The 19,316-nt window shown below is 68.3% G+C and carries 21 protein-coding genes; 8 read left to right on the top strand and 13 right to left on the bottom strand.

All coding sequences use genetic code 11. The features are described from left to right. Positions 1–12 precede the first annotated feature (12 nt). The 11 genes from E3O41_RS14470 to E3O41_RS13590 are packed head-to-tail and all read right to left on the bottom strand — an operon-like array spanning position 13 to position 8,185. Positions 13–1,050, bottom strand: a complete 1,038-nt coding sequence (locus E3O41_RS14470; RefSeq protein ID WP_244927291.1) for a hypothetical protein — start codon at positions 1,048–1,050, stop codon at positions 13–15. Then, positions 1,044–1,706, bottom strand: a complete 663-nt coding sequence (locus E3O41_RS13635) for a hypothetical protein (protein WP_135012807.1) — start codon at positions 1,704–1,706, stop codon at positions 1,044–1,046. The genes E3O41_RS14470 and E3O41_RS13635 overlap by 7 nt, the downstream gene beginning before the upstream one ends. Before the next feature lie 4 nt (positions 1,707–1,710). Beyond that, a complete protein-coding gene (locus E3O41_RS13630; protein ID WP_135012805.1) occupies positions 1,711–2,076 on the bottom strand; it encodes a pilus assembly protein TadG-related protein in 366 nt (121 codons plus the stop codon). A 3-nt stretch (positions 2,077–2,079) separates the two neighbouring features. Next, entirely contained in the window at positions 2,080–2,523 is a 444-nt protein-coding gene (locus tag E3O41_RS14195) for a TadE/TadG family type IV pilus assembly protein (RefSeq protein ID WP_162303979.1), read from the bottom strand. Then, positions 2,520–2,936 (bottom strand): hypothetical protein, encoded by a 417-nt coding sequence (locus E3O41_RS13620; RefSeq protein ID WP_135012803.1) that lies wholly within the window; start codon positions 2,934–2,936, stop codon positions 2,520–2,522. Before E3O41_RS13620 ends, E3O41_RS14195 begins: the two co-directional genes overlap by 4 nt. Beyond that, positions 2,936–3,154: a hypothetical protein gene (locus E3O41_RS13615; RefSeq protein ID WP_135012801.1), complete on the bottom strand. Its 219-nt coding sequence runs from the start codon at positions 3,152–3,154 to the stop codon at positions 2,936–2,938. Before E3O41_RS13615 ends, E3O41_RS13620 begins: the two co-directional genes overlap by 1 nt. Positions 3,155–3,188: 34 nt before the next feature. Continuing rightward, complete coding sequence (locus tag E3O41_RS13610; protein WP_135012799.1) at positions 3,189–4,076, bottom strand: hypothetical protein; 888 nt, start codon at positions 4,074–4,076, stop codon at positions 3,189–3,191. Continuing rightward, on the bottom strand, positions 4,073–4,948 hold the full coding sequence (locus E3O41_RS13605) for a type II secretion system F family protein (protein WP_135012797.1): 876 nt from the start codon (positions 4,946–4,948) through the stop codon (positions 4,073–4,075). The genes E3O41_RS13610 and E3O41_RS13605 overlap by 4 nt, the downstream gene beginning before the upstream one ends. After that, positions 4,945–6,594: a CpaF/VirB11 family protein gene (locus E3O41_RS13600; RefSeq protein ID WP_135012795.1), complete on the bottom strand. Its 1,650-nt coding sequence runs from the start codon at positions 6,592–6,594 to the stop codon at positions 4,945–4,947. Before E3O41_RS13600 ends, E3O41_RS13605 begins: the two co-directional genes overlap by 4 nt. After that, entirely contained in the window at positions 6,594–7,433 is an 840-nt protein-coding gene (locus tag E3O41_RS13595) for a hypothetical protein (RefSeq protein WP_135012793.1), read from the bottom strand. Before E3O41_RS13595 ends, E3O41_RS13600 begins: the two co-directional genes overlap by 1 nt. A 2-nt stretch (positions 7,434–7,435) precedes the next feature. Then, positions 7,436–8,185 carry an SAF domain-containing protein gene (locus tag E3O41_RS13590; RefSeq protein WP_135012791.1) on the bottom strand — a complete coding sequence of 250 codons (750 nt, stop codon included), beginning with the start codon at positions 8,183–8,185 and terminating at the stop codon, positions 7,436–7,438. A gap of 201 nt (positions 8,186–8,386) precedes the next feature. Between E3O41_RS13590 and E3O41_RS13585 the strand changes: the two genes are divergently transcribed. Beyond that, on the top strand, positions 8,387–8,758 hold the full coding sequence (locus E3O41_RS13585; protein ID WP_135012789.1) for a winged helix-turn-helix domain-containing protein: 372 nt from the start codon (positions 8,387–8,389) through the stop codon (positions 8,756–8,758). 57 nt (positions 8,759–8,815) lie between these two features. Here the strand turns inward: E3O41_RS13585 and E3O41_RS13580 are convergent, their stop codons facing one another. Beyond that, the gene (locus E3O41_RS13580) at positions 8,816–10,099 is read right to left on the bottom strand and encodes an AAA family ATPase (RefSeq protein WP_244927290.1); all 1,284 of its coding nucleotides are present in this window, start codon (positions 10,097–10,099) and stop codon (positions 8,816–8,818) included. A gap of 78 nt (positions 10,100–10,177) precedes the next feature. Further along, on the bottom strand, positions 10,178–10,900 hold the full coding sequence (locus E3O41_RS13575) for an RNA polymerase sigma factor (protein ID WP_135012787.1): 723 nt from the start codon (positions 10,898–10,900) through the stop codon (positions 10,178–10,180). 251 nt (positions 10,901–11,151) lie between these two features. On the opposite strand from E3O41_RS13575, the gene E3O41_RS13570 reads away from it, so the two are divergent. Genes E3O41_RS13570 through E3O41_RS13540 form a run of 7 tightly spaced genes read left to right on the top strand, consistent with a single transcriptional unit; the run spans position 11,152 to position 19,278 of the window. Beyond that, positions 11,152–11,409: a hypothetical protein gene (locus E3O41_RS13570; protein WP_135012785.1), complete on the top strand. Its 258-nt coding sequence runs from the start codon at positions 11,152–11,154 to the stop codon at positions 11,407–11,409. After that, on the top strand, positions 11,406–12,461 hold the full coding sequence (locus E3O41_RS13565; protein WP_135012784.1) for a conjugal transfer protein: 1,056 nt from the start codon (positions 11,406–11,408) through the stop codon (positions 12,459–12,461). Before E3O41_RS13570 ends, E3O41_RS13565 begins: the two co-directional genes overlap by 4 nt. Positions 12,462–12,473: 12 nt before the next feature. Next, a complete protein-coding gene (locus E3O41_RS13560; RefSeq protein ID WP_135012783.1) occupies positions 12,474–12,770 on the top strand; it encodes a hypothetical protein in 297 nt (98 codons plus the stop codon). A gap of 35 nt (positions 12,771–12,805) precedes the next feature. Beyond that, complete coding sequence (locus E3O41_RS13555; protein ID WP_135012782.1) at positions 12,806–13,366, top strand: hypothetical protein; 561 nt, start codon at positions 12,806–12,808, stop codon at positions 13,364–13,366. A 31-nt stretch (positions 13,367–13,397) separates the two neighbouring features. After that, on the top strand, positions 13,398–15,932 hold the full coding sequence (locus tag E3O41_RS13550) for an ATP-binding protein (protein ID WP_162303978.1): 2,535 nt from the start codon (positions 13,398–13,400) through the stop codon (positions 15,930–15,932). Then, entirely contained in the window at positions 15,932–18,016 is a 2,085-nt protein-coding gene (locus E3O41_RS13545) for a hypothetical protein (RefSeq protein WP_135012779.1), read from the top strand. The genes E3O41_RS13550 and E3O41_RS13545 overlap by 1 nt, the downstream gene beginning before the upstream one ends. Further along, the gene (locus tag E3O41_RS13540; protein ID WP_135012777.1) at positions 18,013–19,278 is read left to right on the top strand and encodes a M23 family metallopeptidase; all 1,266 of its coding nucleotides are present in this window, start codon (positions 18,013–18,015) and stop codon (positions 19,276–19,278) included. Before E3O41_RS13545 ends, E3O41_RS13540 begins: the two co-directional genes overlap by 4 nt. Positions 19,279–19,316 lie beyond the last annotated feature (38 nt).

The raw sequence follows: 19,316 nt of genomic DNA, 5'->3' as shown, positions 1-19,316 counted from the left end.
CCTCTTGTCTGTTCAGCCGCCAACGGCGAACGTGTCGCCTTCGCTGGAGACGTTGACCGACTGCAGCTCGCCGACCTGCACCTGGGTCGTCGCCGTCGTCGACGGCATCTGGATCTGACCGGACTCGCCGCCACCGGTCCATTCGACGACCCAGTTGGTCGTCGCCGAGACGGTGAACGTGCCGGTCTGGGTGTACCTCCACCCACATGTCGGCGAATCCTCCGCGGGACGGTTCGCCCAGTAGGCCACGTCGAAGGCGGTTCCAGCGCCACACGCCTTCTGCTGCCCGTCGCCGGAGTCCCACACCAGGGACTGAGCGCGAGCGGACACCGTCACCGTGACACCACCTGCCGTGCCGGTCACAGACGGGGATCCGAACTGGTTCTCCGTCGGGTTGTGGACCCATGCCCACACGGGGATCCCGACCCACGTGCGCCGGTACGGCGCCGTGCCGGCCGGATCATCGGTGTGCACCTTCTCCTCCGGCGCCAGACCGATAGTGATCGGTCTCAGCACCAGCTGGCGCGCGATGATGCTCGCCGCCTGCGCCGGCGTGTACCGGGTGATCCCCGGCGGAGGCGCATCCAACCACCGAGCCCCGCCGTAGCAGCTGATCGGAAGACCACCGGGGGTCGTACCGGGCACGCACTCCTCATAGGGCACGCACTCGTACCACGCACCCACCTGAGGGTCCTTCCCCGGCGGAGGCGCCAGCTGCGGGTCGAGCAGAGTCCAGTAGCACTGACCACTGTTCGACCAGTAGCCACCGCCTCGCGAGCAGTCGACGACCTCAGGCTCATCCCCGCCGTTGTACACGCACTCGGTAGGGCCAGGAGTGAAACCGACGGCCGTATCACCACCACCGGTCTCACCGCCAGGAATCTCCGGGGTGCCGGGCGTCTCACCAGAGCCATCACAGATCAGATTGCCGAACGGGTCCTTGACACACGCGGCTGCAGCGGGAGACGAATGGAACACCACGAGAACGGCCGCCAGCAGCAGAACCACCAGCAGGCCGCCTGAGGCCCGGCTCTTGGAGAGCGTCAGCATTGCGGTACCTGGCTCTCCAGGGGGTTCCCCTCAGAGTCGACGAGCGCAGCCTGGTCCGTAATCTTCCAAGCCTCCGCATCAGACGCGTAGATCAAGCTGATCCTGGCGGGGAAGAGCCCTTGAGCACCCTCAACGGGTTCCCCGTCCTCGAGGAACACCGTCTTAGTGCTATCGGCACATCCGTACAGAGTGACTCCACCAAACTCGAGGTCCTCACCCGTCGCGTTGTTCGTCAGCGGCGCTGCGTAGGACATAGCCAGGTTGCTCTGCCAACTGAACGGTTCACCGGTGACAGATCCTTTGGACTTCACGGCTGCCTCCACGGTGTCCTCGAGGATCTGAGCGAAGCGAGATTCCGGCACGACATAACCGGACACGTAGTCGACGCCGAGCTCCGGGTTCTTCTTGAGCTCGAAGTCGACCGGGAGATACGCCTGGTATGCCCGGTCGGCAGCGAGCACGGCTTCTTCCTCGCTCGTGGGTGCGGGCACCGGCTCCTGCTGCGGTGCAGCCCCCGCCGTCGGCGTCGCCGTCGGGGTGGGGGTCGGGGTCGCGCTCGCCGAAGGTGTCTCGGTGGGCTCGGGCGTGGGCGTGCACCCGGCGAGGGTGGCGATCGCGAGAGCGGCGAGGGTGAGGGCGGTGAGTCGGCGAGTCATGCGTCTAGCCTCCAATAAGCCGTGCGGTTCCGGTGGCCTCGACGGTCACGGGCCCGAAGTTGAGCAGCAGCGGCGTGTAGGTCGTCTCGACGGTGACGGTGACGGTGTCGCCGTCGACGGTGGTGGTGCCGGTCATGCCGGCCGAGGTGAGGTAGTTCTGTGCGGCGGTGATCGCCATGGAGGCGTTGATGTCGAAGGCATCGCCGTTGACGCTGGTGCCGGTCGCGGCGTTGGTTCCGGCCCGCGCGGCGGATTGAGCGACGCCCTGGGCATCCTGCAGCGTGGACACGCGCAGGCCGCCGTCGAGGACGACGCCGGCGATGAGGAGGATGCCGAGCCAGGTGATCACGGTGAACGGGACGAGTCGCATGTGTCACCTCGCTCGGTAGGGGTCGACGGGGCTTGTGGCGGTCTTGGTGATCGTGAGCGATCCGGGGGCGCCGGGGATGACGAGGTCGCTCATGTTGATGGTGCAGGTGATGGTTGCGGTGACGGTGCCGGTCTGGCCGAGGCCGGTGGACAGTCCGTTGCCGCCGATCTGCACGTCCGAGTCGATGCACGTGACGCCGCCGAGGGAGGCGTAGGCGACGGCCTGGGCGTTGGGGACGGCGATCTCGGCGGTGCGGGAGATGGAGGCGTCGCGGGCGGCGGCGTTTGCTGCGGCCTGGATGGTGTTGGAGGCGTACGCGGCGCGGCCGACGAAAACGACGAACAGGATCAGCGTGAGGGTGCCCAGTGCCGTGACGGTCCAGGCCGGGACTTCGTCGATGTCGCCGCGCTCGTCCCGGAGGATGCGGTGGGTGAGTCGTCGGATCATGGCGCCGGCTCCCACCTTTCGACGGGCCCGGTGATCGTGTGCTCGATGGGCGGAAGCGGGACGCCAGCGAGCAGGGAGGGGGCCGAGCCGGAGAGGGTGACAGTCACCTGGTCTCCGGCTCGGTCCACGTCCACGGTCACGTCCACGAGGTACCCGTTCATCGACTGGATCAGATCGGCCGCGGCCTGCTGGCCGCTGCCGGCGCTGGATTCGTATGCGCGTGCTGTCGTATAGGCGGCCTGGGCGGCGGCCTGGGCGACGGTGTTGCTCAGAAACCAGATACCGGCCTGGAGGGCGATGATGAGCATGAGGAGCGAGCCGATCCACAGCGTCGGGGTGGTCATCCCGACGCCGTCCTCCCTGCGGAACTGGCGCAGCAGGCGCGCCAGTTTCGATCGGCTGCTCTGCTTCATCAGGAGATGCCGCCGAGCTTTCCGGTGAAGAAGCTCTGCGCCCAGCCGCTGAGGATCGCGATGAGGGCGAGAGCGAGGACGACGCCGCCGCTGATCATGACGGCCATCCACGGGACGTCCTCGTACCAGGCGCCGTCCTCGCGGTTCTCCTTGAGGCGGTCGATGCCCTCGGCGTAGGTGGCCTGGGCGCGGATGATGAGCTCGTTGATCTTCTTCATGGTGATGTCCTTTCGGATGGGTGGATTCAGGGTGTCAGAAGGCTGCGACAAGCTGGATGACGGGCGGGATGATGACGAGCCCGAACACGGGCACGAGGGTGGCGACGACCGGGCCGGCCATGAGGCCGATCTGTCGCTTGACGAGCGCCTTCTCGGCGGCGCTGATCTCGGCGCGCAGCATCTCGCACTTGGCGATCAGCTGCTCGCGGATGCCGATACGTGCCTCGGAGAGGCGCATCGTGCGGCCGAGGTCCACGAGAGCGGGGACGCCGACGTCGGCGCCGAGCCGTTCGAGCGCATCCCATTTGCTGGTGTGCGTGACGTCCGCGACGGCGTACTCGCGGCGGATCTTCTGGAACACCCAGCTGTCGCTCACGCTGGCGGCGTTGGCCAGCGCGGCATCGGCTGTTGTGGATCCGAGCAGGGCCACGGCGACCATCTGCAGGTAGACGGTCACGAACCGGGTGAACTCTGCCCGTGCGGCGGCGGCCTTGCGGCGCACTCCGGCGTCCGGAGCGAACCAGAAGAATCCGGCCAGCAGGAACGACGCAGCCAGTGGCAGCACGGCAGGCAGGCCCATGATCTGGAAGAACACGGCTCCGATCAGCGGCATCGCGAAGCCGATGAGCGCGCTGCGGATCTTCGAGGCGTAGAAGGCCTGCGGGGTGATCTCAAGCAGGTCGAGGTCCCGACTGGGGACGGTGAGGAAGGGGATGTCGGGGACGCGGCGGGCGACCCACCCGCCGGCACGGTCCCACCGGGTGGTGACGGTGCGGGCGGAGGTGACCGACTCGGTGATGTCACCGATGCGGGCGAGGGCTTCTCCCGCGCGGACGGTGCGAGGAGCGAGCACCCACACGAGCAGAGCGACGCCGACGCCGACCAGAGCGCCCGAGAAGATGCCGAGGGTAGAAGGGTTCATGCCAGCTGCTCCTCGATCGTCTTGCTGAGAACGATGCGCGGGTCGGGGCGGGACTTCGCGGTCTGCTTGCCCCAGATGAGGCACAGCACGAACAGGCCGAGCAGGACGGTCAGGACCACTCCGCCCACCGGGGTGCGGTAGAACGACATCATCTGCCCGCCCATGGCGAGCACCGCGGCCGAGATGACGGTGGCGATGATCGTCATCTGCTGCAGCACCTGGCGGGGACGGTCACGCTCGGCGAGCGTGTCGATGCGGAGCTTCGCGGACTGGGCAAGCGCGTCGGCATTGGTGCTCAGGGCGCGGGAGAGACCGCCGGAGGAGAACTGTGCGGCCTGGATCAGGTAGATCACGACCTCGTCGGCGTCAGCGGAGTCCAGCTCGTCCGCGAACGCTCGCAGGGCTTCCTTGGATGACCAGGTGGTCGACATGCGTGCGTAGAGGCGTTCGATCGGGTCGCGGAGGATCTCGGGAGCGGCGGCGCGGCTGACTCCGATGACCTCGCGGAGCGTGAACTGGCCGGTTTCCGCGGTGGAGGCGAGCGAGCGCGCCCAGGCTTCGAGGGCCAGCACCATGTCGGTGTCGCGGTTGCTGGGCTTGCCGAGCAGCGCGGGCAGGCCCACCATCGCGAGCGGCACGGCGACGATCAGCAGTGGGATGCTCGTGATTAGCGCGGCGGCCACGCCGACGACGACGCCGATGATGACGGTGTTCTTCGTCTTCGCCGGCAGTGCCGCCCAGCGCTGAGAGAGACGGGGCTTGGTCTTGTTGCGCGAGGTGACGGGCTTGGGCGGCGCCGGCCGGAACCAGCCGACGAACATCACCAAGCCGAGTGCGACCAGCGCGCCGGCGGCGATCCCGAAGAGGATCATGACACCCTCCCCGCTCCGAAGTCGTACCCGTGGCGGCGCAGCGCGCGCGCCAGCTCCGGGGAGGGCTCCTTCTCTGGGCGGACGTACAGCCCCCGGTCCCAGTCCCAGGCGAACAGGTTCGCGGCCATCGGCTCGCCCTTGTCGTTGTTGCGGACCTCGGCGATCTCGCTGACCAGGCGGCGGCGCTTGCCTCCCGGCAGCGGCAGCATGTCCAGGTAGAGGATCAGGTCGACCGAGCGGAGGATCTGCCGCAGCGGGACGGTGTCGTCGGAGAGCCCCTGCTCGCCCATCAGCATGTCGGCGAAGCGGTGGATGGCGTCGTCGGCGCTGCGGGCGTGGACGGTGGACATCGCGCCCTTACCGGCCTGCAGCACCTTGATCACGACGACGGCTTCGGGGCCGCGCATCTCGCCCATCAGGATCCGTTGGGCGCTGGATCGCAGCGACTTGTTGAAGCAGTCGGCCAGGGAGTACACCGCTGCGGCTGCATCGCTGCCGGCGAACTGCGCCGGGATGTACTGCAGCGGTTCGACCTGGCTGTGACGCTTGCGCAGCCGGTTCAGGTACAGCTCGCGCTCGGTCTCGATCGTCACGAGCTTCTCTTCCCAGGGCAGGCATGCCGCCAGCGCGCGCAGGAACGTGGTCTTGCCGACGCCGGGGTATCCGGCGACGAGGATGGTGAGGTTGGCGGCGACCGCGGCGCGGAGGAAGTCGGCCATCTCCACGGTGAGCATGTTCTTGGCGACGAGCTCGTCCAGGTCGATGTCGACGAGGTTGTGCTTGCGGATGGTGAGGGTCGTTTCCTCGCTGATCTCCTTGGCAGTCGCCGACAGGCGCGCGCCGCCGATGTCGAGGTCGATGTGCCCGGCGGGGCGGGCGAACGATCGGCCGCGCTGCTGGGCGATGGTGGCGATCATCTCCTCGAGCTCGTCGTCGCTGTCGGCGATCGGGGGTCGCTGGTGGCGGGTGCCGTCGCCCTTGGTGACCATGACGTTGTCGTGGCCGACGACCGAGAGGTCTTCGACGTCGTTCTCACGCAGGTACTGCTGCAGTCGCCCGTATCGGAAGGCCGTGTCGAAGATGGCCTGCACGTAGTGGGCGCGGGTGATCTCGCCCCAGGCGTAGTCGGAGCCCTTGGACATGGACAGGTACTCCGCGTGGCGGTTGACGCTCTCCTTGATCTTCACGAGTGCGTTGCGCTCGAAGGCGGTCTCGGGACCGGCCGAGGCGGTCGCGACCTCGAAGGTGTGCCGCGGCCGCGCTCCCCCGGAGTCGTCGAGCTCGAGCTCGCGAGTGAGGCGCTGCACGAGATCCCAGTCGACCTCGAGGTACCCCTCCGCTCGGATCTCACCGAGGTCCGGGGAGTCGTGGACGATTGCGGGCGGGTCGTTGCGGCGTGAGCGCAGCATCGGGGCCGGCTCGTTCTCCTGCACAGCATGCAGATGGGGACGCCCGGTCGCTGCGGCGAGAAGGTGGGAGTTCTCGCGGCTGCGCTCCCGGAACTGCGGGACTTCCTGGATGTAGGGCGCTGCGGTCCTCGGGTCGCGCTGGGGCTCGAGGTTGCCGCCCGTGGGGTTCCCGGCGAAGAGGTCGCCGAGGAAGGGGCGGGTGGAGATCTCGATCTCGGGGATCTGGTCGTCGGCCATCAGCTGACCTTCCTGTCGAGTCCGTCGCGGCTGACCAGCGTGTCCAGCTCGATCGCGATCTTGCGCGCCGCGGCGCGGTACCGGTTGCGGTTCGGCTTGGGGTCGGGGCGCCCGTGCGAGAACGTCGCGGCCCCTGTCGGGTCGTACGGGAATGTGCCGAGAACGGGCATCACGTGCTGGTGGAAGTCACGGGCGGGGATCTGCTCAGCAGGGCCTTCCGTCAGCAGCAGTCCATACCGCTTCCCGCGGGTGAATGCGTCGACCCGCGTGGCGAGGTCGTCCATGGCCAGGCGCCGGTAGAGACGGTTGAGGTCGACCATGGTCGGTTCGGCGAGGATGACCGTCCGGTCTGCGGTGTCGATCAGCGTCAGGCGCGGGTCCTCGGGAACAAGTCGGCCGAGGTCGACGATCACGTCGACGCCGTCCTCGGAGATCGAGCGCAGCAGGCTGGGCAGCTGCCCCCACAGGCCGCGGACGCCGTCGACGACACGCATGTTCACGAAACCGGGCACAACCCACAGGCGGTGGTCGGCGGGGATGGCCGGCAGCGGCATCTCCTTGATGGGCGGCAGATCGTGGACCGCGATCGACAGCGCCAGCTCCGGGTCGAACACGTCCTCGCGGCGCAGCACACCGCGAGTGGATGCGAGAGCGACCTTCTCGATGCCGCCCGCCTTGGACGGCAGGTTGGAGCGGAAGAATCCGGTCATCATCGACGATGCGCCGTTGGTGTCCGCCTCGAGGAGGACGACCGGGCGTGGCCAGTGCACGGCCAGCGCGGTCGCTGCAGTGGTGACACCGGGAGAGCCGGCGAGGCTGGTCAGGACGAGTACGGCCACGCCTACTCCCCCTCGCCGGTCTCGTCGTCGCTCTCCTGCGTCTGTGAGGTGCCGGTGGCCGGGGCGACGTAGACGGCGATGGCGCCGGCCGCCGCGGCGGCGCTGACCTGCGGGGCGAGCTGCGCGTTGACGTAGACGTCGACCACGGCGCGGATCGTCGATCCGGATCCGGAGTCGGCCGGGTAGGTCACCTGGGAGATGACGGCCGGGATGGTCTGGTCGATGTCCACCTCGATCGGTGCGCCAGCAGCGGTGGCCTGGTTGCTCAGCGGCACCAGGATGACCTCGTCGCCAGCGTGCAGCCGCTGCAGCGGGAGCTGCTCGGGCTTGAGGCTGATGCCGACGACCGCGCGCCCGTCGGGTGCGGCGAGTGCGTCGGTGACGGACGCTGCGGTGACGAGGCCGCCGGCGGGGATGTCGACCGCGGCGATCTTGCCCAGGATCTCGTTCGCACGGTCGACGGGGATCGCCTCGGTGTTCTGCCCCTCCGAGATGGCGATCGTGGTCAGGTCGGCCTCGGCGATCACGCTTCCGCGTGCGATGTCGTGCTGCACGACGAGGACCTGATTGGTCTGGCTGACGATGTTGTAGCCGACGCCGCCGGCGATCGCGCCGAGCAGCACGATCGCGATGGCGGCGGCGATCCAGATCGCCGAGCGCCGGGTGCGCACCGGAGCAATGGTCGGAGCCTCGTTCGGCTGCTCCACGCGCGGCGCGCTCCCGGGAGCCTCCACGGTGACGGTCTGGCTCATGTGTGCCTCTTCCCTGCAGGTGGTCTCTGCCTACTAGGGGTGGGCCCGTAGATCCGAAGTCGACAACTCGATATCGGCCGGCGAGCTTCCCCCCGGTGCTCCCCGCCAGGATACAGGCTTGCGAAGATTTAGATAGCCTCTGGCCGACTTCCGTTACAGGAGATTCACCCCCGTGTCGGCCGTTTGGGGGACACGCTCCCGATGGGCAACGCTTCCCTCCCGGCCGAGAGCCACCGCCCTGACAGAATCGATCTCATGCTTCCCGAGCCTCTCGACGCCATCGACACGTTCGGGATGCCCGCCGTGCGTGCCGGCATCGTCCGCGCGGCCGCGGCGAACGGATCCGTCACCGCCGAGCAGCTGATGTCGGATCTCAGCGTGAGCCGCAGCACGATCACCTACCACATCAAGCCCCTCGTCGCGGCGGGACTCCTGGTGCCGAACGCCGACCCGACGCGAGCCGGCGCCCGGTCGGGTTTCAACAGGCTCATCTGGTCGATCGACCGCGCTGCACTGGACGCGCATCTCAAGGCATTGGAAGCGGAACTGACAGGCAGCCCCCGCTCCGAGTGATGCAGGCCTCCGCCCGGGCCCTCTCATCTCGGGTCGGCGTAGAGTCCGCGCTGAGCGTTACACGCTGGGCGGCGGAGGGAAGTCGTCCCACTCGTCGCGGGATGCGACAGGCTCGTCTCTCTCGGCCGTCATCGATCGGACGTAGTCGCCGAGGTACGGCAGTGAGAATGCCACGTACCCGTGCCCGTCGGCTTTCACGTAGCCGGTGTCGATGAGCCGTCGCTTGTAGACCTGCACGTACTGGGCTGAGACACCCATCCGATTGACGATGTCGGAGATCTTGCTGCGCCCGTGGTCCTGTGCCATCGCCTGGACGAACTCCCGGTCCTTCTCGGAGAGGTCCTGGTAGACGCGGCTGATCACACGGCGCTGCACCGCTTTGATCGCCTTCTCATGTGCGACCTCGGCGTCGGCGACGCTGATGCGGAGGGCGCTCGGGGTGTTCCTCCAGGCGTAGTCGCCCACGAGCTGCACGAGGTACGGGTACCCCTGCGAGACTGCAACGAGCCGCACCAATGCCTCTTCCTCGATCTCGCGCCCTCCGATGCGGATGGACTCCTCGAGTACGCGCCGAGTTTCCTTGGGCGTGAGCCTGCGGAAGTCCAACTGCTTCGAGCGACGCAGGAACGTCGTGTGAACCTGCTCGAGCAGCGCGTCCAGATCCACCTTGATCCCCGCGAACACGATCATCACGTTCGCTCCGCCCTGTAGTGCGTGCGATACCTCCAGCGCGAACCGTGACAGCTCGCGCAGTCGCGTCTTGCCCGAGGAGACCTCGTCAATCGTGATCAGGATCCCCGCCTGACCGATGTGCTCCGAAAGCGCGATGAGATCCGTCCGCAGAAGCGGCTTCACCTGCCGGTGTCGGTCGACGTACTGCAGCTGCGCGTTGAGCTGCCAGATCCCCAGCCCAGCCAGTCGCGTCCGTGTGGCCGGTTCGAGCTTGTCCAGGAGCGAGGGGATAGCCGTGTCCATCACTCGCTCCATGAGCCCGGAGCTTGCATCGTCGCTGATGACCAGCCAGCCGTGTTCCAATGCGGCGTCCTGGAGCATGGTGAGCATCGAGGTCTTACCGGCACCGCGGAGGCCGGAGATGAGCACGGAGTGGTTCTCGCCGAAGTCGAGCGTGCGGAAGACCTCGGTCAGTTCATCGAGCTCTTCCTTGTGCCCACCGAACACGAGGGGTCGGCGGCCGTATCCTGGGCTGAACGGACTCGTGACGTGCTCGGCTTCTCGAGGCATCAGCCCTCCAGATTTCGTATTTACTTTATTTATTCTGCCATAGGTCCTTCTCCACGGTCCTCGGGAGATACGCCGGAGCGCTGAGTCCCGATCGGACAACGAGATCTTCGTCCAGCAGGTTGCTGGACACTTGCCGTGGACACCTCACCGTTGCAGGTGACTTCCTGCGCAACGGCCTCAGAGCTGGTCGCGGGCGGCGTCGCGGAGTCGGCCGCGGATGCGGTCGACGCGCTTGCGCATCGCGGCGACGGTGAGGCCGAGGTCGTCGGCGATCTGCTGGTGGGTCTCTTCACCGAGGGCGGCGCGGGACAGCAGCGCGATCTCGTCGCGGTCGAGGACGCGGGTGTCGAGGGCCCAGGTGAACAGTCGTGCCAGCTGCACTTCGGCCGGGGCTTCCGGCTGCTCCCACTCCCCTGCCTGGACCTCGAGGACCTCGTCGGAGACGGGCGCGGTGTTGTCGTGGATGTGGCGCTGGTTGGCGCTCTTCTCGGGCGCGAGCAGCCCGAGCATGTTCATGGTGAGGTTCGCGTGCACCCGGGCGTGCAGGTGCAGCTTGTAGGTGCGGATGGACTCCCAGGCGGCGCCGATCGCGTAGCCGACGCGATCAGCGCGGTCGAGGTCGTCGAGGCTGGTGACGCGGTGGGCCATGCGCTGCGCGGCGGGGATGAGCACCTGGACGAGGACGCGCTCTGCGATCCGGTCGCCGCGGCGGGCGAGCGTGATGAGGGGGTAGAGCAGTGCGTCCTGAGCGGGGCCCCTGGTGGTGCGGATCTGCTCGAGCAGTTCCCCGCAGGTGAGCGTGCCGAGCTCACCGAAGGTGTGCTCGCGGGCGACGTGAGTGCCGGCCCAGTCCTGGTTGAGGCGGGTCATCAGCGAGACGGGTGCGGTGGTCGAGGACATCGGTGCTCCAAGCGGTGCGGCGAACCAGATCGCCCCCGACGTTCCTCAGCGCGCGTGTAGCGCCACGTGTACTTCCCCTCCGTGCGTGCGTGACACGGACTCCCGGAGAACCGCGTGTTTCCGCGGCTGTGTGGGTGTATCCGCGAGATCGGCAGATTTTTCTGACGGATTTGTCGACTCTCGGCTCCAGCGCCGGCCCCTTGTAGGTGAAGGGGTCGCGAGCGGCGCGACCCGGACCAGGGAGCGACGAGATGGGCGCACAGAAGGACAGCGACGACAACGCGATCAGCGCTGAGCTGCTCAGCGAGCTTCACGATCAGGCACAGGTTCTCGACGTCGTCGACGAGGGCCACGACATCGCCTTGGATCTGCACACCGAGCTGTTCAATCCGTCGACCCGTGAACGTGCGCTCAAGTTCCTGCAGTCGCCGCGCTATGAGACCGCTGCGGAGAAGTTCCGCCGCCTGGTGAACTCGTCCGAGCCGCTGTCGGGTGGTGATGCAGCGTGAGCCTGTTCAAGAAGAAGCAGCGCGCTGAGGAGACCGTCGAGGCCTCGCCGGCGCCGATCGCGGCGGGCAGCTCGTGGACCAAGGGTCGCGCGCTGCTGCGCAACACCCTGACCGCCGCGGTGTGGGCGATGATCGTCGCCGGCGCGATCGGGTTCGTGGGCCAGACCATCGAGTGGATCAGCCCGAAGGAGCCCGCGGCCGCGGTCGTCGAGCAGGACGGGCTGACCGTGGGCCAGCAGCGTGCCGCCGGGTTCGCGCTGGAGTTCGTCTCCGCGTGGCTGTCGGCGACCAAGGACGACGCTGCCGGGCTGGAGTCCTACATCGACCTGTCGGCGGTGAGTTCGTCGCTGACCGAGCAGGCGTGGACCTACCGCGACCTGGCTGTCGTGTCGGCCGAGCCTGCTGCAGAACCGTTCGTGACGGTCGTGGTCTCGGCCAACGTGCAGGAGACGTCGTACGACGCGGACGGCAACGCCACCGAGAGCTGGCCGCGCCGGTTCTTCCAGGTGACGGTCGCCGTCGACGGCGACCAGATGAAGGTCGTCACGCTGCCGTCACCGGTCGAGGCACCGGCGCAGGGCAAGGCGCCGACGCTGGCGTACACGGAGCAGCTGTCGACGTCGGATCCCGCCGGGGAGACGACGATGCAGTTCCTCGGTGCGTACCTCGCCGGTGCCGGCGACCTGACCCGGTTCATCTCGCCCGATGCGGCGATTACCGCGGTCTCGCCGGCTCAGTTCGTGCAGATCGATCCGGTCGACATGCGCTCCGACGTCCCGCCGGTCGAGTCGGCCGGTGAGGGCTCCCAGATGCGGGTGCTCGCCACCGTGCGCGGGCTGAACGTCGACTCCCGGGTGCTGCCTGCCAGCTACGCGCTCACGCTCACGATGCGTGCCGGCCGCTGGGAGGTCTCCTCCGTCGACCTCGCCCCGCAGGTGCGGGTCGCCAGCGACTCGGCCGTGCCGTCCACCGAGCCTGCCCCTTCCACCGCTCCTCTCCCCTCCACCTCCGCAACCCCTACGCCGACCACCACGGCCGGCACCGACCAGTAAAGGAACCCTGAAATGGACATCCTCGCTTCCATCCGCAACCTGTCGAACGAGGTGCAGATCACCATCGGCGTCGTCGCTGGTGTCGTCATCCTCGGCTTCTTCGTGTGGCAGATCTCGAAGAACTTCACCATCGGGAAGCTCGTCGCCTCGCTGCTCACGGCCGGCCTTGCCGGCTGGGCGGTCGCCTCGGGCATCGGCTGGTTCCGTGACCAGCTCGGCGGCACCGTGAACTCGGTCTCGTCGATGGGCGACCCGATCGTCATCAGCGCCCTCACCGCGCACGCGTCGACCGCTCTGACCCTGTTCTGAGCGTCCTCGGCGAGCCCTGCTGGAGGAGGTGACACATGGCGAAGGACGAAGCCCCGGCCGAGGTCGCACGGTTCTACACGCGCACGAGGCGGTTCCCGAAGTTCATCGGCAAGTTCACCGACGGGACGAAGATTCCCGGCGGCCCGTACACCCTGTTCCAGGGTGCGGTGCTGGCGGTCGTGGCCGTCATCGGGTTCGTGAGCCGGCCGCTGTGGTCGTTCGGCAGCGTGATCGTCGAGTTCGGCCTGGTGATCCTGCTCGCCTGGGGCGCTTCGTTCCTCGCGGGCCTGCTGCCGATCCAGCGGCGCAATCTCCTCAGCGTCGCCGTGAGCCTCTACTCGGCGGTCAGCAAGCCGGCCTCCGGACGTATCCACGGCCACACCGTGCAGGTGAGGAGCCCGCACGCGGCGTTCGCCCCGCGCGGTGCGGTGTTCGATCCCGCCGATCCCTACCTGGTGCCGGCCGCGGCCTCGGCGTCTCCCGAGGTCGCGCCGGCACCTGTCGTGAACGACCCGCAGCCGACCACGGCCGCGGTCAAGCAGCCGGTCGCACTGACCGGTGTGGAGCGTCTGCTGCTGCAGACGCAGGGCAAGTAAGGAGCCGATGATGCAGCTTCCCGCGACTTGGATGACGCGCAACCTGATGTGGACCCGTCAGGGCGTCGTATGGGCGACGTGGCGCCTGCAGCCGGCCACGGTGAAGAACCTGCCGATCATCTACCCCTACGCGTCGAAGGAGGAGCGTCAGATGGTGCTGCTGCACCACCAGGCGTTCTACCAGTCGCTCAAGGGCGAGGCGCTGCTGCTGGGGCTGTGCGCGGACCTGGATCCGGTGGAGCTCGTCGAGAAGATGCTCGAGGGAATCGACATCCAGGAGTGCCCGGATTGGGCCGAGGAGGTCGAGCTGCAGCTGGACTCGCTCGAGAGCGTCCCGCTCGGCACGCGCGCGTTCTGGCTGTCGGTGCCCCTGGCGGCGGTCAGCATGAAGGATCGCTTCTGGCTGAGCGCGGAGGCTGCCGGGGACCAGCTGAACGCGACGCTGGGGCGCCCGCGGCGCGGCCCCTCCCCGGCTCGGGTCGCGTCGATGCTCGCCGCTGCAGAGGCGATCCAGAAGCAGATCCCCGCAGCGTTCAACGCAACGCCGGCCACCGCCGCCGAGCAGGCCTGGATCGTGCAGCACTCCGCCAAGCGCGGGCTGAGCGCCGACTCCGTCGCGCCCCTGCCGGAGCCGATCGGCTCCCCCGCCACGGCGCGCAGCGCCGACACCCAGGAGCGGTTCCGGCTCACTCTCCCCGCGGCGCTGCCGTCGGTGTGGTTCGACGAGGGCGGTCAGACCGACTCGAAGAATGCGCGGTTCATGGCGCACCGCCGCCGCTTCCTCAAGATCGAGACCGACGGCTGGGCGGCCCCGTCGTACCAGGTGCTCCTCGGCCTGGCCGACGGCCCCCGTGGCGGTTGGGAGTCTCCCGGCGCCGAGTGGGTCTCCTTCGTGGACCAGCTGCCGATTGACGTCGACTGGGCGCAGCGACTGACGGTCACCTCGGGAGCGGAAGTCCGGCTGCGCAACAAACGCGCCGAGCGTGAGCTGCACGACCAGTTCGACCAGCAGGAGTCCGCGTCGACGATCACCGGCGGTTCCTCCGACCTCGAGCAGCTCGCCGCGGATCTGGCCGCGTACCACGCGAGCCTGAACCGCTCGGACAAGGAGGTGGAGGTCCTCGGCGCGACGATCTTCGCCGTCGGCGGTGAGACGCCCGAGATCGCGCAGACCAAGGCGAAGCTCGTCGTCGACGAATACTCGAGCCACGAGTTCACCCTCAAGGCCGAGATCGGCGAGCAGGAGAACCTGTGGTGGGCGTTCATCCCCGGCACCCCGCCTGAGCGGATCGTGCGTGACCTGCAGCAGGTCACCACGGGTCGCGAGTTCGCCAGCGGCGTGCCGCTGGTCTCGTTCGAGCTCGGCGACGCCAAGGGGGCGAAGTTCGGTGTGAACATCTCCAGCGGCCGCCGCACCCCGGTGCTGCGCGACCACGCCGGCGTCATCCGCGGCAACAGCTCGGCCAGCTTCGGCGTGGTCGGCGAGAAGGGCGGCGGCAAGAGCGTCCTGATGAAGGACGACATGGGCATCGTCGCCGACCGCGGCGGCCGGGTGATCGCGATCGACCGTACCGAGGCTCGCGAGTACGCCACCTTCGCCCGCAGCCTCAACCCCGACTCCACCGCGATCGTCGACCTGATGGAGCCGGAGTATTCGCTGGACCCGCTGCGCGTGTTCGGCCCGATCACCGGCGCCCGGATGGTGCAGTCGCTGTGCGCGACGATGCTGGGCATCTCGATGAAGGACGACCGCGGTGTTGCCCTCTCCAGCGTCCTCGAGCCCGCCTATCTCGCCTCGCACAACATCACCTCGCTGCGTGGCCTGGTCGACGACATCGCCGAGCTCGGCCCCGAGATGAAGCAGCTGCACGGGCTGCTGCGCACCGTGTCGACGAAGGACTTCGGCCAGGTTCTTTTCGATGACGGGCTGCCGGCCCTGGACATCGACTCTCGGGCGATCGCGTTCCTAACCGCGGGTCTGAGCGTGCCGGACCGCAGCGAGCTGGAGCACAAGCACCTGTTCGACGAGATGTCGCCGGAGAAGATCGTGGGCCGGTCGCTGCACGCGATGCTCATGAGCATCACGCGGCAGATCTGCTTCCAGGACCGAACCGATCTGGCCGCGGCGTACATCGACGAGTGCTACTCGGTGACGCAGTCCCCTGAGGGCGAGCGAGAGGTCATGTACTTCCTCCGCGATGACCGCAAGCACTTCGCGCTGCTGGGTCTGGGTGCCCAGGATGTCGGCCCCCTGGGGACGCCCACGACCCGCGCGATGCTCAAGAACCGCTTCGTCTCGCGGCAGCCTTCCGAGGATCTCGCGTTCGAGTCCGTGCAGTGGCTCACCGGCCGTAAGCGCGAGGAGGACGTCGAAGACCAGTACGTGCGTGCCGTGATGGAGCTGAGCCCCGTCGGCGCCAACAACAAGGTCCTGCCAGGCCGTGAAGGCGAGATGCTGATGCGCGACCAGCTGGGCCGGATCGGTCTGTTCCAGAAGTCGCTGCCGGAGCGACAGCACCGCCGGCTGGCGCTGCTGTCGACTCCCCCGGTGAAGGCGGCCGCGTGATGATCGGGTTCTACGCGCGCACCATCGACGACGCGTTCGTCCGTCCGTACTGGGCGATCCGGATGTGGGCGGCGCGTCACCCTCGCTGGGCGCAGGCGCTCGCGCTGACGCTGCTGGTGGTGGTGCTGGTGGGGCAGCCGATGGCCGCGCACGCGGTGACGGTCGTCAACCCGCTGGTGCCGGGAGATCTGACGGACTCCTACGGCATCCCGCTGTCCAACTACGCCGAGCTGCCCATCGACAAGGGCGGGATTACCGACCCGATCAAGGCGATGGTCTCCGGGCTCACGGCGTTCTTCTGGGCGATTCATCTCGCGCTGGTGTCGTGGATGATCTGGCTGTGCGATTGGCTGCTCAAGTTCGAGTGGCTGAACCTGCTCGTGGTGCCGTTCACCACCATGGCGGAGCGAGTGCAGGAGTTCCTCACCCGTATCGGCTGGATCCCGATGGCGCTGACCGTGGCCGCGGCCGTGGGCGGGGTGATGCTCGTGGCCGGCAAGGTCGGCAAGGGCGCCCAGGAGATGTTTGTCGCCGTCGTTGTGTCCCTGCTGGCGACCGGGGTGCTGGCCAATCCGGTCGCCTCGATCACGACCGCCGGGGGCGCGATGGACAAGGCCCGCGAGTACGGCGGGTCGCTGTCTGCGCTGGTGGTGAGCGAGAACTTCGATGATGCGCTGAACGTCACCGATCCGGCGGCGGCGATCTCCGACTCGGTCACCGGCCAGCTGGCCGACATCTTCCTGCGCCTGCCGGCACAGACGGTCGCGTTCGGCGGGCCGCTTGAGGGCGATCCGAACAACGCGGAGTCGTGCGCGGGGATCTTCGCGGACCGCATGAAGAACGCTCCGCCCGCGGTCGAGGAGAACACCCTCAAGGACGACATCCGCGGGTGCGATGAGGAGGCCAAGCAGTATTCGGAGAGCTTGAACTTCACCGCCCCGATCCAGCTGCTGTTCGTCGCGCTCGGCTCGATCGCGATGTTCATCCTCCCGATCGCGTTGGCGGTTCTGCTGCTGACCAGCGTGATCGGCCTGCTGCTGTCGGCGTGCAAGAGCATGTTCTGGGCGTACCTGGCGATCCTCCCGATGAACCGGTACGCGCTGTGGCGATCGGTGATGGACACCCTGTTCGGGCTCGGCGCGATCATCGTGGTGGTGGTGCTGCTCGCCGGCGCCCTCAAGGTGATCTCCGACACGGTCGTCGGTCTGAACGATCTCGGCGTCGGCGTCCTGCCCACGAGCCTGTTCTCGCTGCTGCTGGTGGCCGTCGTGGTGACGCTGCTCGTGAAGGCACGCGAAGGCACGCTCAAGAGCGGCAACGCGATCGCGAACGCCATGTCCCGTTGGGGTGCGTCACGAGGCGGCGGCAGCGCTCCGAGCCCGGTGGCGTCGATGATGACCGTCGGCGCGGCGCTGTACGGGGCGCAGAAGCTGGCCCCGGTCGGTGCTCGTGCCATCAAGGCCGGGGTGAATGGGGTCGGCAACCTCGCGCACAAGGGGCACCAGCTCGCGTCGAAGGGTCGTGGTGCGATCTGGAGCGACTTCGGCCGGAAGTACCCCTACCCCACCCACCAGGGCCCCAAGCCGGGGCCGAACCCGGGAACGGCGCCCGATGCCGGGCCGGACCAGCCGAAGCCGACCACGCCGCTGACTCCGCCGCCGGCACCGGGCACGTCCACTCGCAAGCCGGTGGGGCCGCGGCCGTCGACGCCGCAGGCACCGCGGACGAGCCTGTCCCGGCTGCTCGGATCCGAGGAGTCGCACGAGCTGACGTCAGTTCCGGCCGAGCGCACCCCCGATGCCACGCCTCACGAGATCGAGGTGCGGCAGGTCGAAGAGGCGCCGCGGCCGCTGGACCAGGTGCGAGTGAACCGACGCCGGATCTACACCTCCGGGGACGGCAAGCCTCAGGTGCGACGCCCGAAGTCGACCATCGTGTACGACTACACGGCTCTGCAGCGCAGCTCGGCGCGGAACCGGTCGGCCGCGGCCGCCCAGCTGCGCACCACGCTCGAGCAGGCACGCGTGCCCGCGGAGAAGGCCGGTGACCTGCACCAGCGGCTCGCCGTGCGGATCGGGCGATGAGCGAGCTTGCCAAGAACGCGGGCAAGGCGGCCGCTGGGGCCGTCAAGAAGAAGCTGCTCATGCTGCTGCTGGTGAAGATCGGGCTGCCCGTTGCGATCGCCGCGGTGCCGATCGTCGGTATCGGTGGGGCGATGTTCGCGGTGGTCAGCACGCTGTCCGGTGGCGGCGGCGGGGACTATGCGGTCTCGTGCACCATCGACGAGGAGCTCGCCGGTGACGGCCTGACCGTGCGCTCGGCGCCCGGGGATGAGGGCACGGCGCAGACGGTCACGCTCGAGCGGCAGCAGCTGCTGTACGCGGCCGAGATCATCTCGGTGGCGCAGCAGCAGGGCGTCCCGTTCAACGGCTGGAAGATCGCGCTGATGACGGCGCTGGTCGAGTCACGGCTGCTGATGTACGCCAACGACTCTGTCCCGGAGTCGCTCGACTACGCCCACGATGCGGTCGGCTCCGATCACGACTCGGTCGGCCTGTTCCAGCAGCGCCCCGCCTCCGGGTGGGGCACCGTCGCGGAGCTGATGAACGTCTCCTACAGCGCCCAGGCGTTCTTCGGCGGTCCCGAGGGGCCTAACGGCGGATCTCCGCGTGGTCTGCTCGACGTCGACGGGTGGGAGACGATGACGCTGGGCGAGGCGGCCCAGGCCGTGCAGGTGTCCGCGTTCCCGGAGCGCTACCAGGTGTGGGATGTCGCCTCCGAGGACATCATCGAGGCGGTCCTCCCGCTCGTGCAGTGCGAGGAGGGTGCCGGCGGGGCCGGCACCGGGAAGGCTGCGCTCCCGCTCGATCCCGGGTTCGTTCTCACCAGCGGGTTCGGCCCGCGTGACGCGCCGGCCGCGAACGCGTCGACCTGGCACGCCGGCATCGACCTGCTCAACCCCGGCTCCCCCTGCGGGAAGCCCGTGTACGCGGTGCAGGACGGCACCGTCACGTTCTCGAGCTCGCTGTGGTTGTCGATCCAGCACCCGGACGGCTACACGATCAGCTACCTGCACATGTACGAGTCCGATCACACCGTGCAGGTCGGCGACACCGTCGTCGCAGGTCAGCGCATCGGGGCGGTCGGCAACGCCGGCTCCGAGTCGGGGATGTCCAGCGGCTGCCACCTGGATCTGCGCATCAGCGTGGCCGGGAACACCAACCCTCAGATCGCCCAGCTGCAGACCGTCGCCGACCTCGGCGGTGATGCGCAGTGGGCCGACTACGTCAACCCGATCGAGTTCATGAAGGCCATCGGAGCGCCCCTGTTCGTCGACGCCGGCTGACGGATTTGTCGACTCTGCCCTCCCGCGCCCGCCCCTTA

Source organism: Microbacterium sediminis (genome assembly GCF_004564075.1).
In the GTDB taxonomy this organism is placed as follows: domain Bacteria; phylum Actinomycetota; class Actinomycetes; order Actinomycetales; family Microbacteriaceae; genus Microbacterium; species Microbacterium sediminis.
The sequence above is the reverse complement of the archived record's forward strand: the minus strand, read 5'-3'. Positions and strand labels throughout refer to the sequence as shown.

Excerpts from the sequence above, each read along its gene's own strand:
- E3O41_RS14470 (WP_244927291.1), bottom strand. The coding sequence starts at position 1,050 with ATGCTGACGCTCTCCAAGAGCCGGGCCTCAGGCGGCCTGCTGGTGGTT.
- E3O41_RS13635 (WP_135012807.1), bottom strand. The coding sequence starts at position 1,706 with ATGACTCGCCGACTCACCGCCCTCACCCTCGCCGCTCTCGCGATCGCC.
- E3O41_RS13630 (WP_135012805.1), bottom strand. The coding sequence starts at position 2,076 with ATGCGACTCGTCCCGTTCACCGTGATCACCTGGCTCGGCATCCTCCTC.
- E3O41_RS14195 (WP_162303979.1), bottom strand. The coding sequence starts at position 2,523 with ATGATCCGACGACTCACCCACCGCATCCTCCGGGACGAGCGCGGCGAC.
- E3O41_RS13620 (WP_135012803.1), bottom strand. The coding sequence starts at position 2,936 with ATGAAGCAGAGCAGCCGATCGAAACTGGCGCGCCTGCTGCGCCAGTTC.
- E3O41_RS13615 (WP_135012801.1), bottom strand. The coding sequence starts at position 3,154 with ATGAAGAAGATCAACGAGCTCATCATCCGCGCCCAGGCCACCTACGCC.
- E3O41_RS13610 (WP_135012799.1), bottom strand. The coding sequence starts at position 4,076 with ATGAACCCTTCTACCCTCGGCATCTTCTCGGGCGCTCTGGTCGGCGTC.
- E3O41_RS13605 (WP_135012797.1), bottom strand. The coding sequence starts at position 4,948 with ATGATCCTCTTCGGGATCGCCGCCGGCGCGCTGGTCGCACTCGGCTTG.
- E3O41_RS13600 (WP_135012795.1), bottom strand. The coding sequence starts at position 6,594 with ATGGCCGACGACCAGATCCCCGAGATCGAGATCTCCACCCGCCCCTTC.
- E3O41_RS13590 (WP_135012791.1), bottom strand. The coding sequence starts at position 8,185 with ATGAGCCAGACCGTCACCGTGGAGGCTCCCGGGAGCGCGCCGCGCGTG.
- E3O41_RS13585 (WP_135012789.1), top strand. The coding sequence starts at position 8,387 with ATGGGCAACGCTTCCCTCCCGGCCGAGAGCCACCGCCCTGACAGAATC.
- E3O41_RS13575 (WP_135012787.1), bottom strand. The coding sequence starts at position 10,900 with ATGTCCTCGACCACCGCACCCGTCTCGCTGATGACCCGCCTCAACCAG.
- E3O41_RS13570 (WP_135012785.1), top strand. The coding sequence starts at position 11,152 with ATGGGCGCACAGAAGGACAGCGACGACAACGCGATCAGCGCTGAGCTG.
- E3O41_RS13560 (WP_135012783.1), top strand. The coding sequence starts at position 12,474 with ATGGACATCCTCGCTTCCATCCGCAACCTGTCGAACGAGGTGCAGATC.
- E3O41_RS13555 (WP_135012782.1), top strand. The coding sequence starts at position 12,806 with ATGGCGAAGGACGAAGCCCCGGCCGAGGTCGCACGGTTCTACACGCGC.
- E3O41_RS13550 (WP_162303978.1), top strand. The coding sequence starts at position 13,398 with ATGACGCGCAACCTGATGTGGACCCGTCAGGGCGTCGTATGGGCGACG.
- E3O41_RS13545 (WP_135012779.1), top strand. The coding sequence starts at position 15,932 with ATGATCGGGTTCTACGCGCGCACCATCGACGACGCGTTCGTCCGTCCG.
- E3O41_RS13540 (WP_135012777.1), top strand. The coding sequence starts at position 18,013 with ATGAGCGAGCTTGCCAAGAACGCGGGCAAGGCGGCCGCTGGGGCCGTC.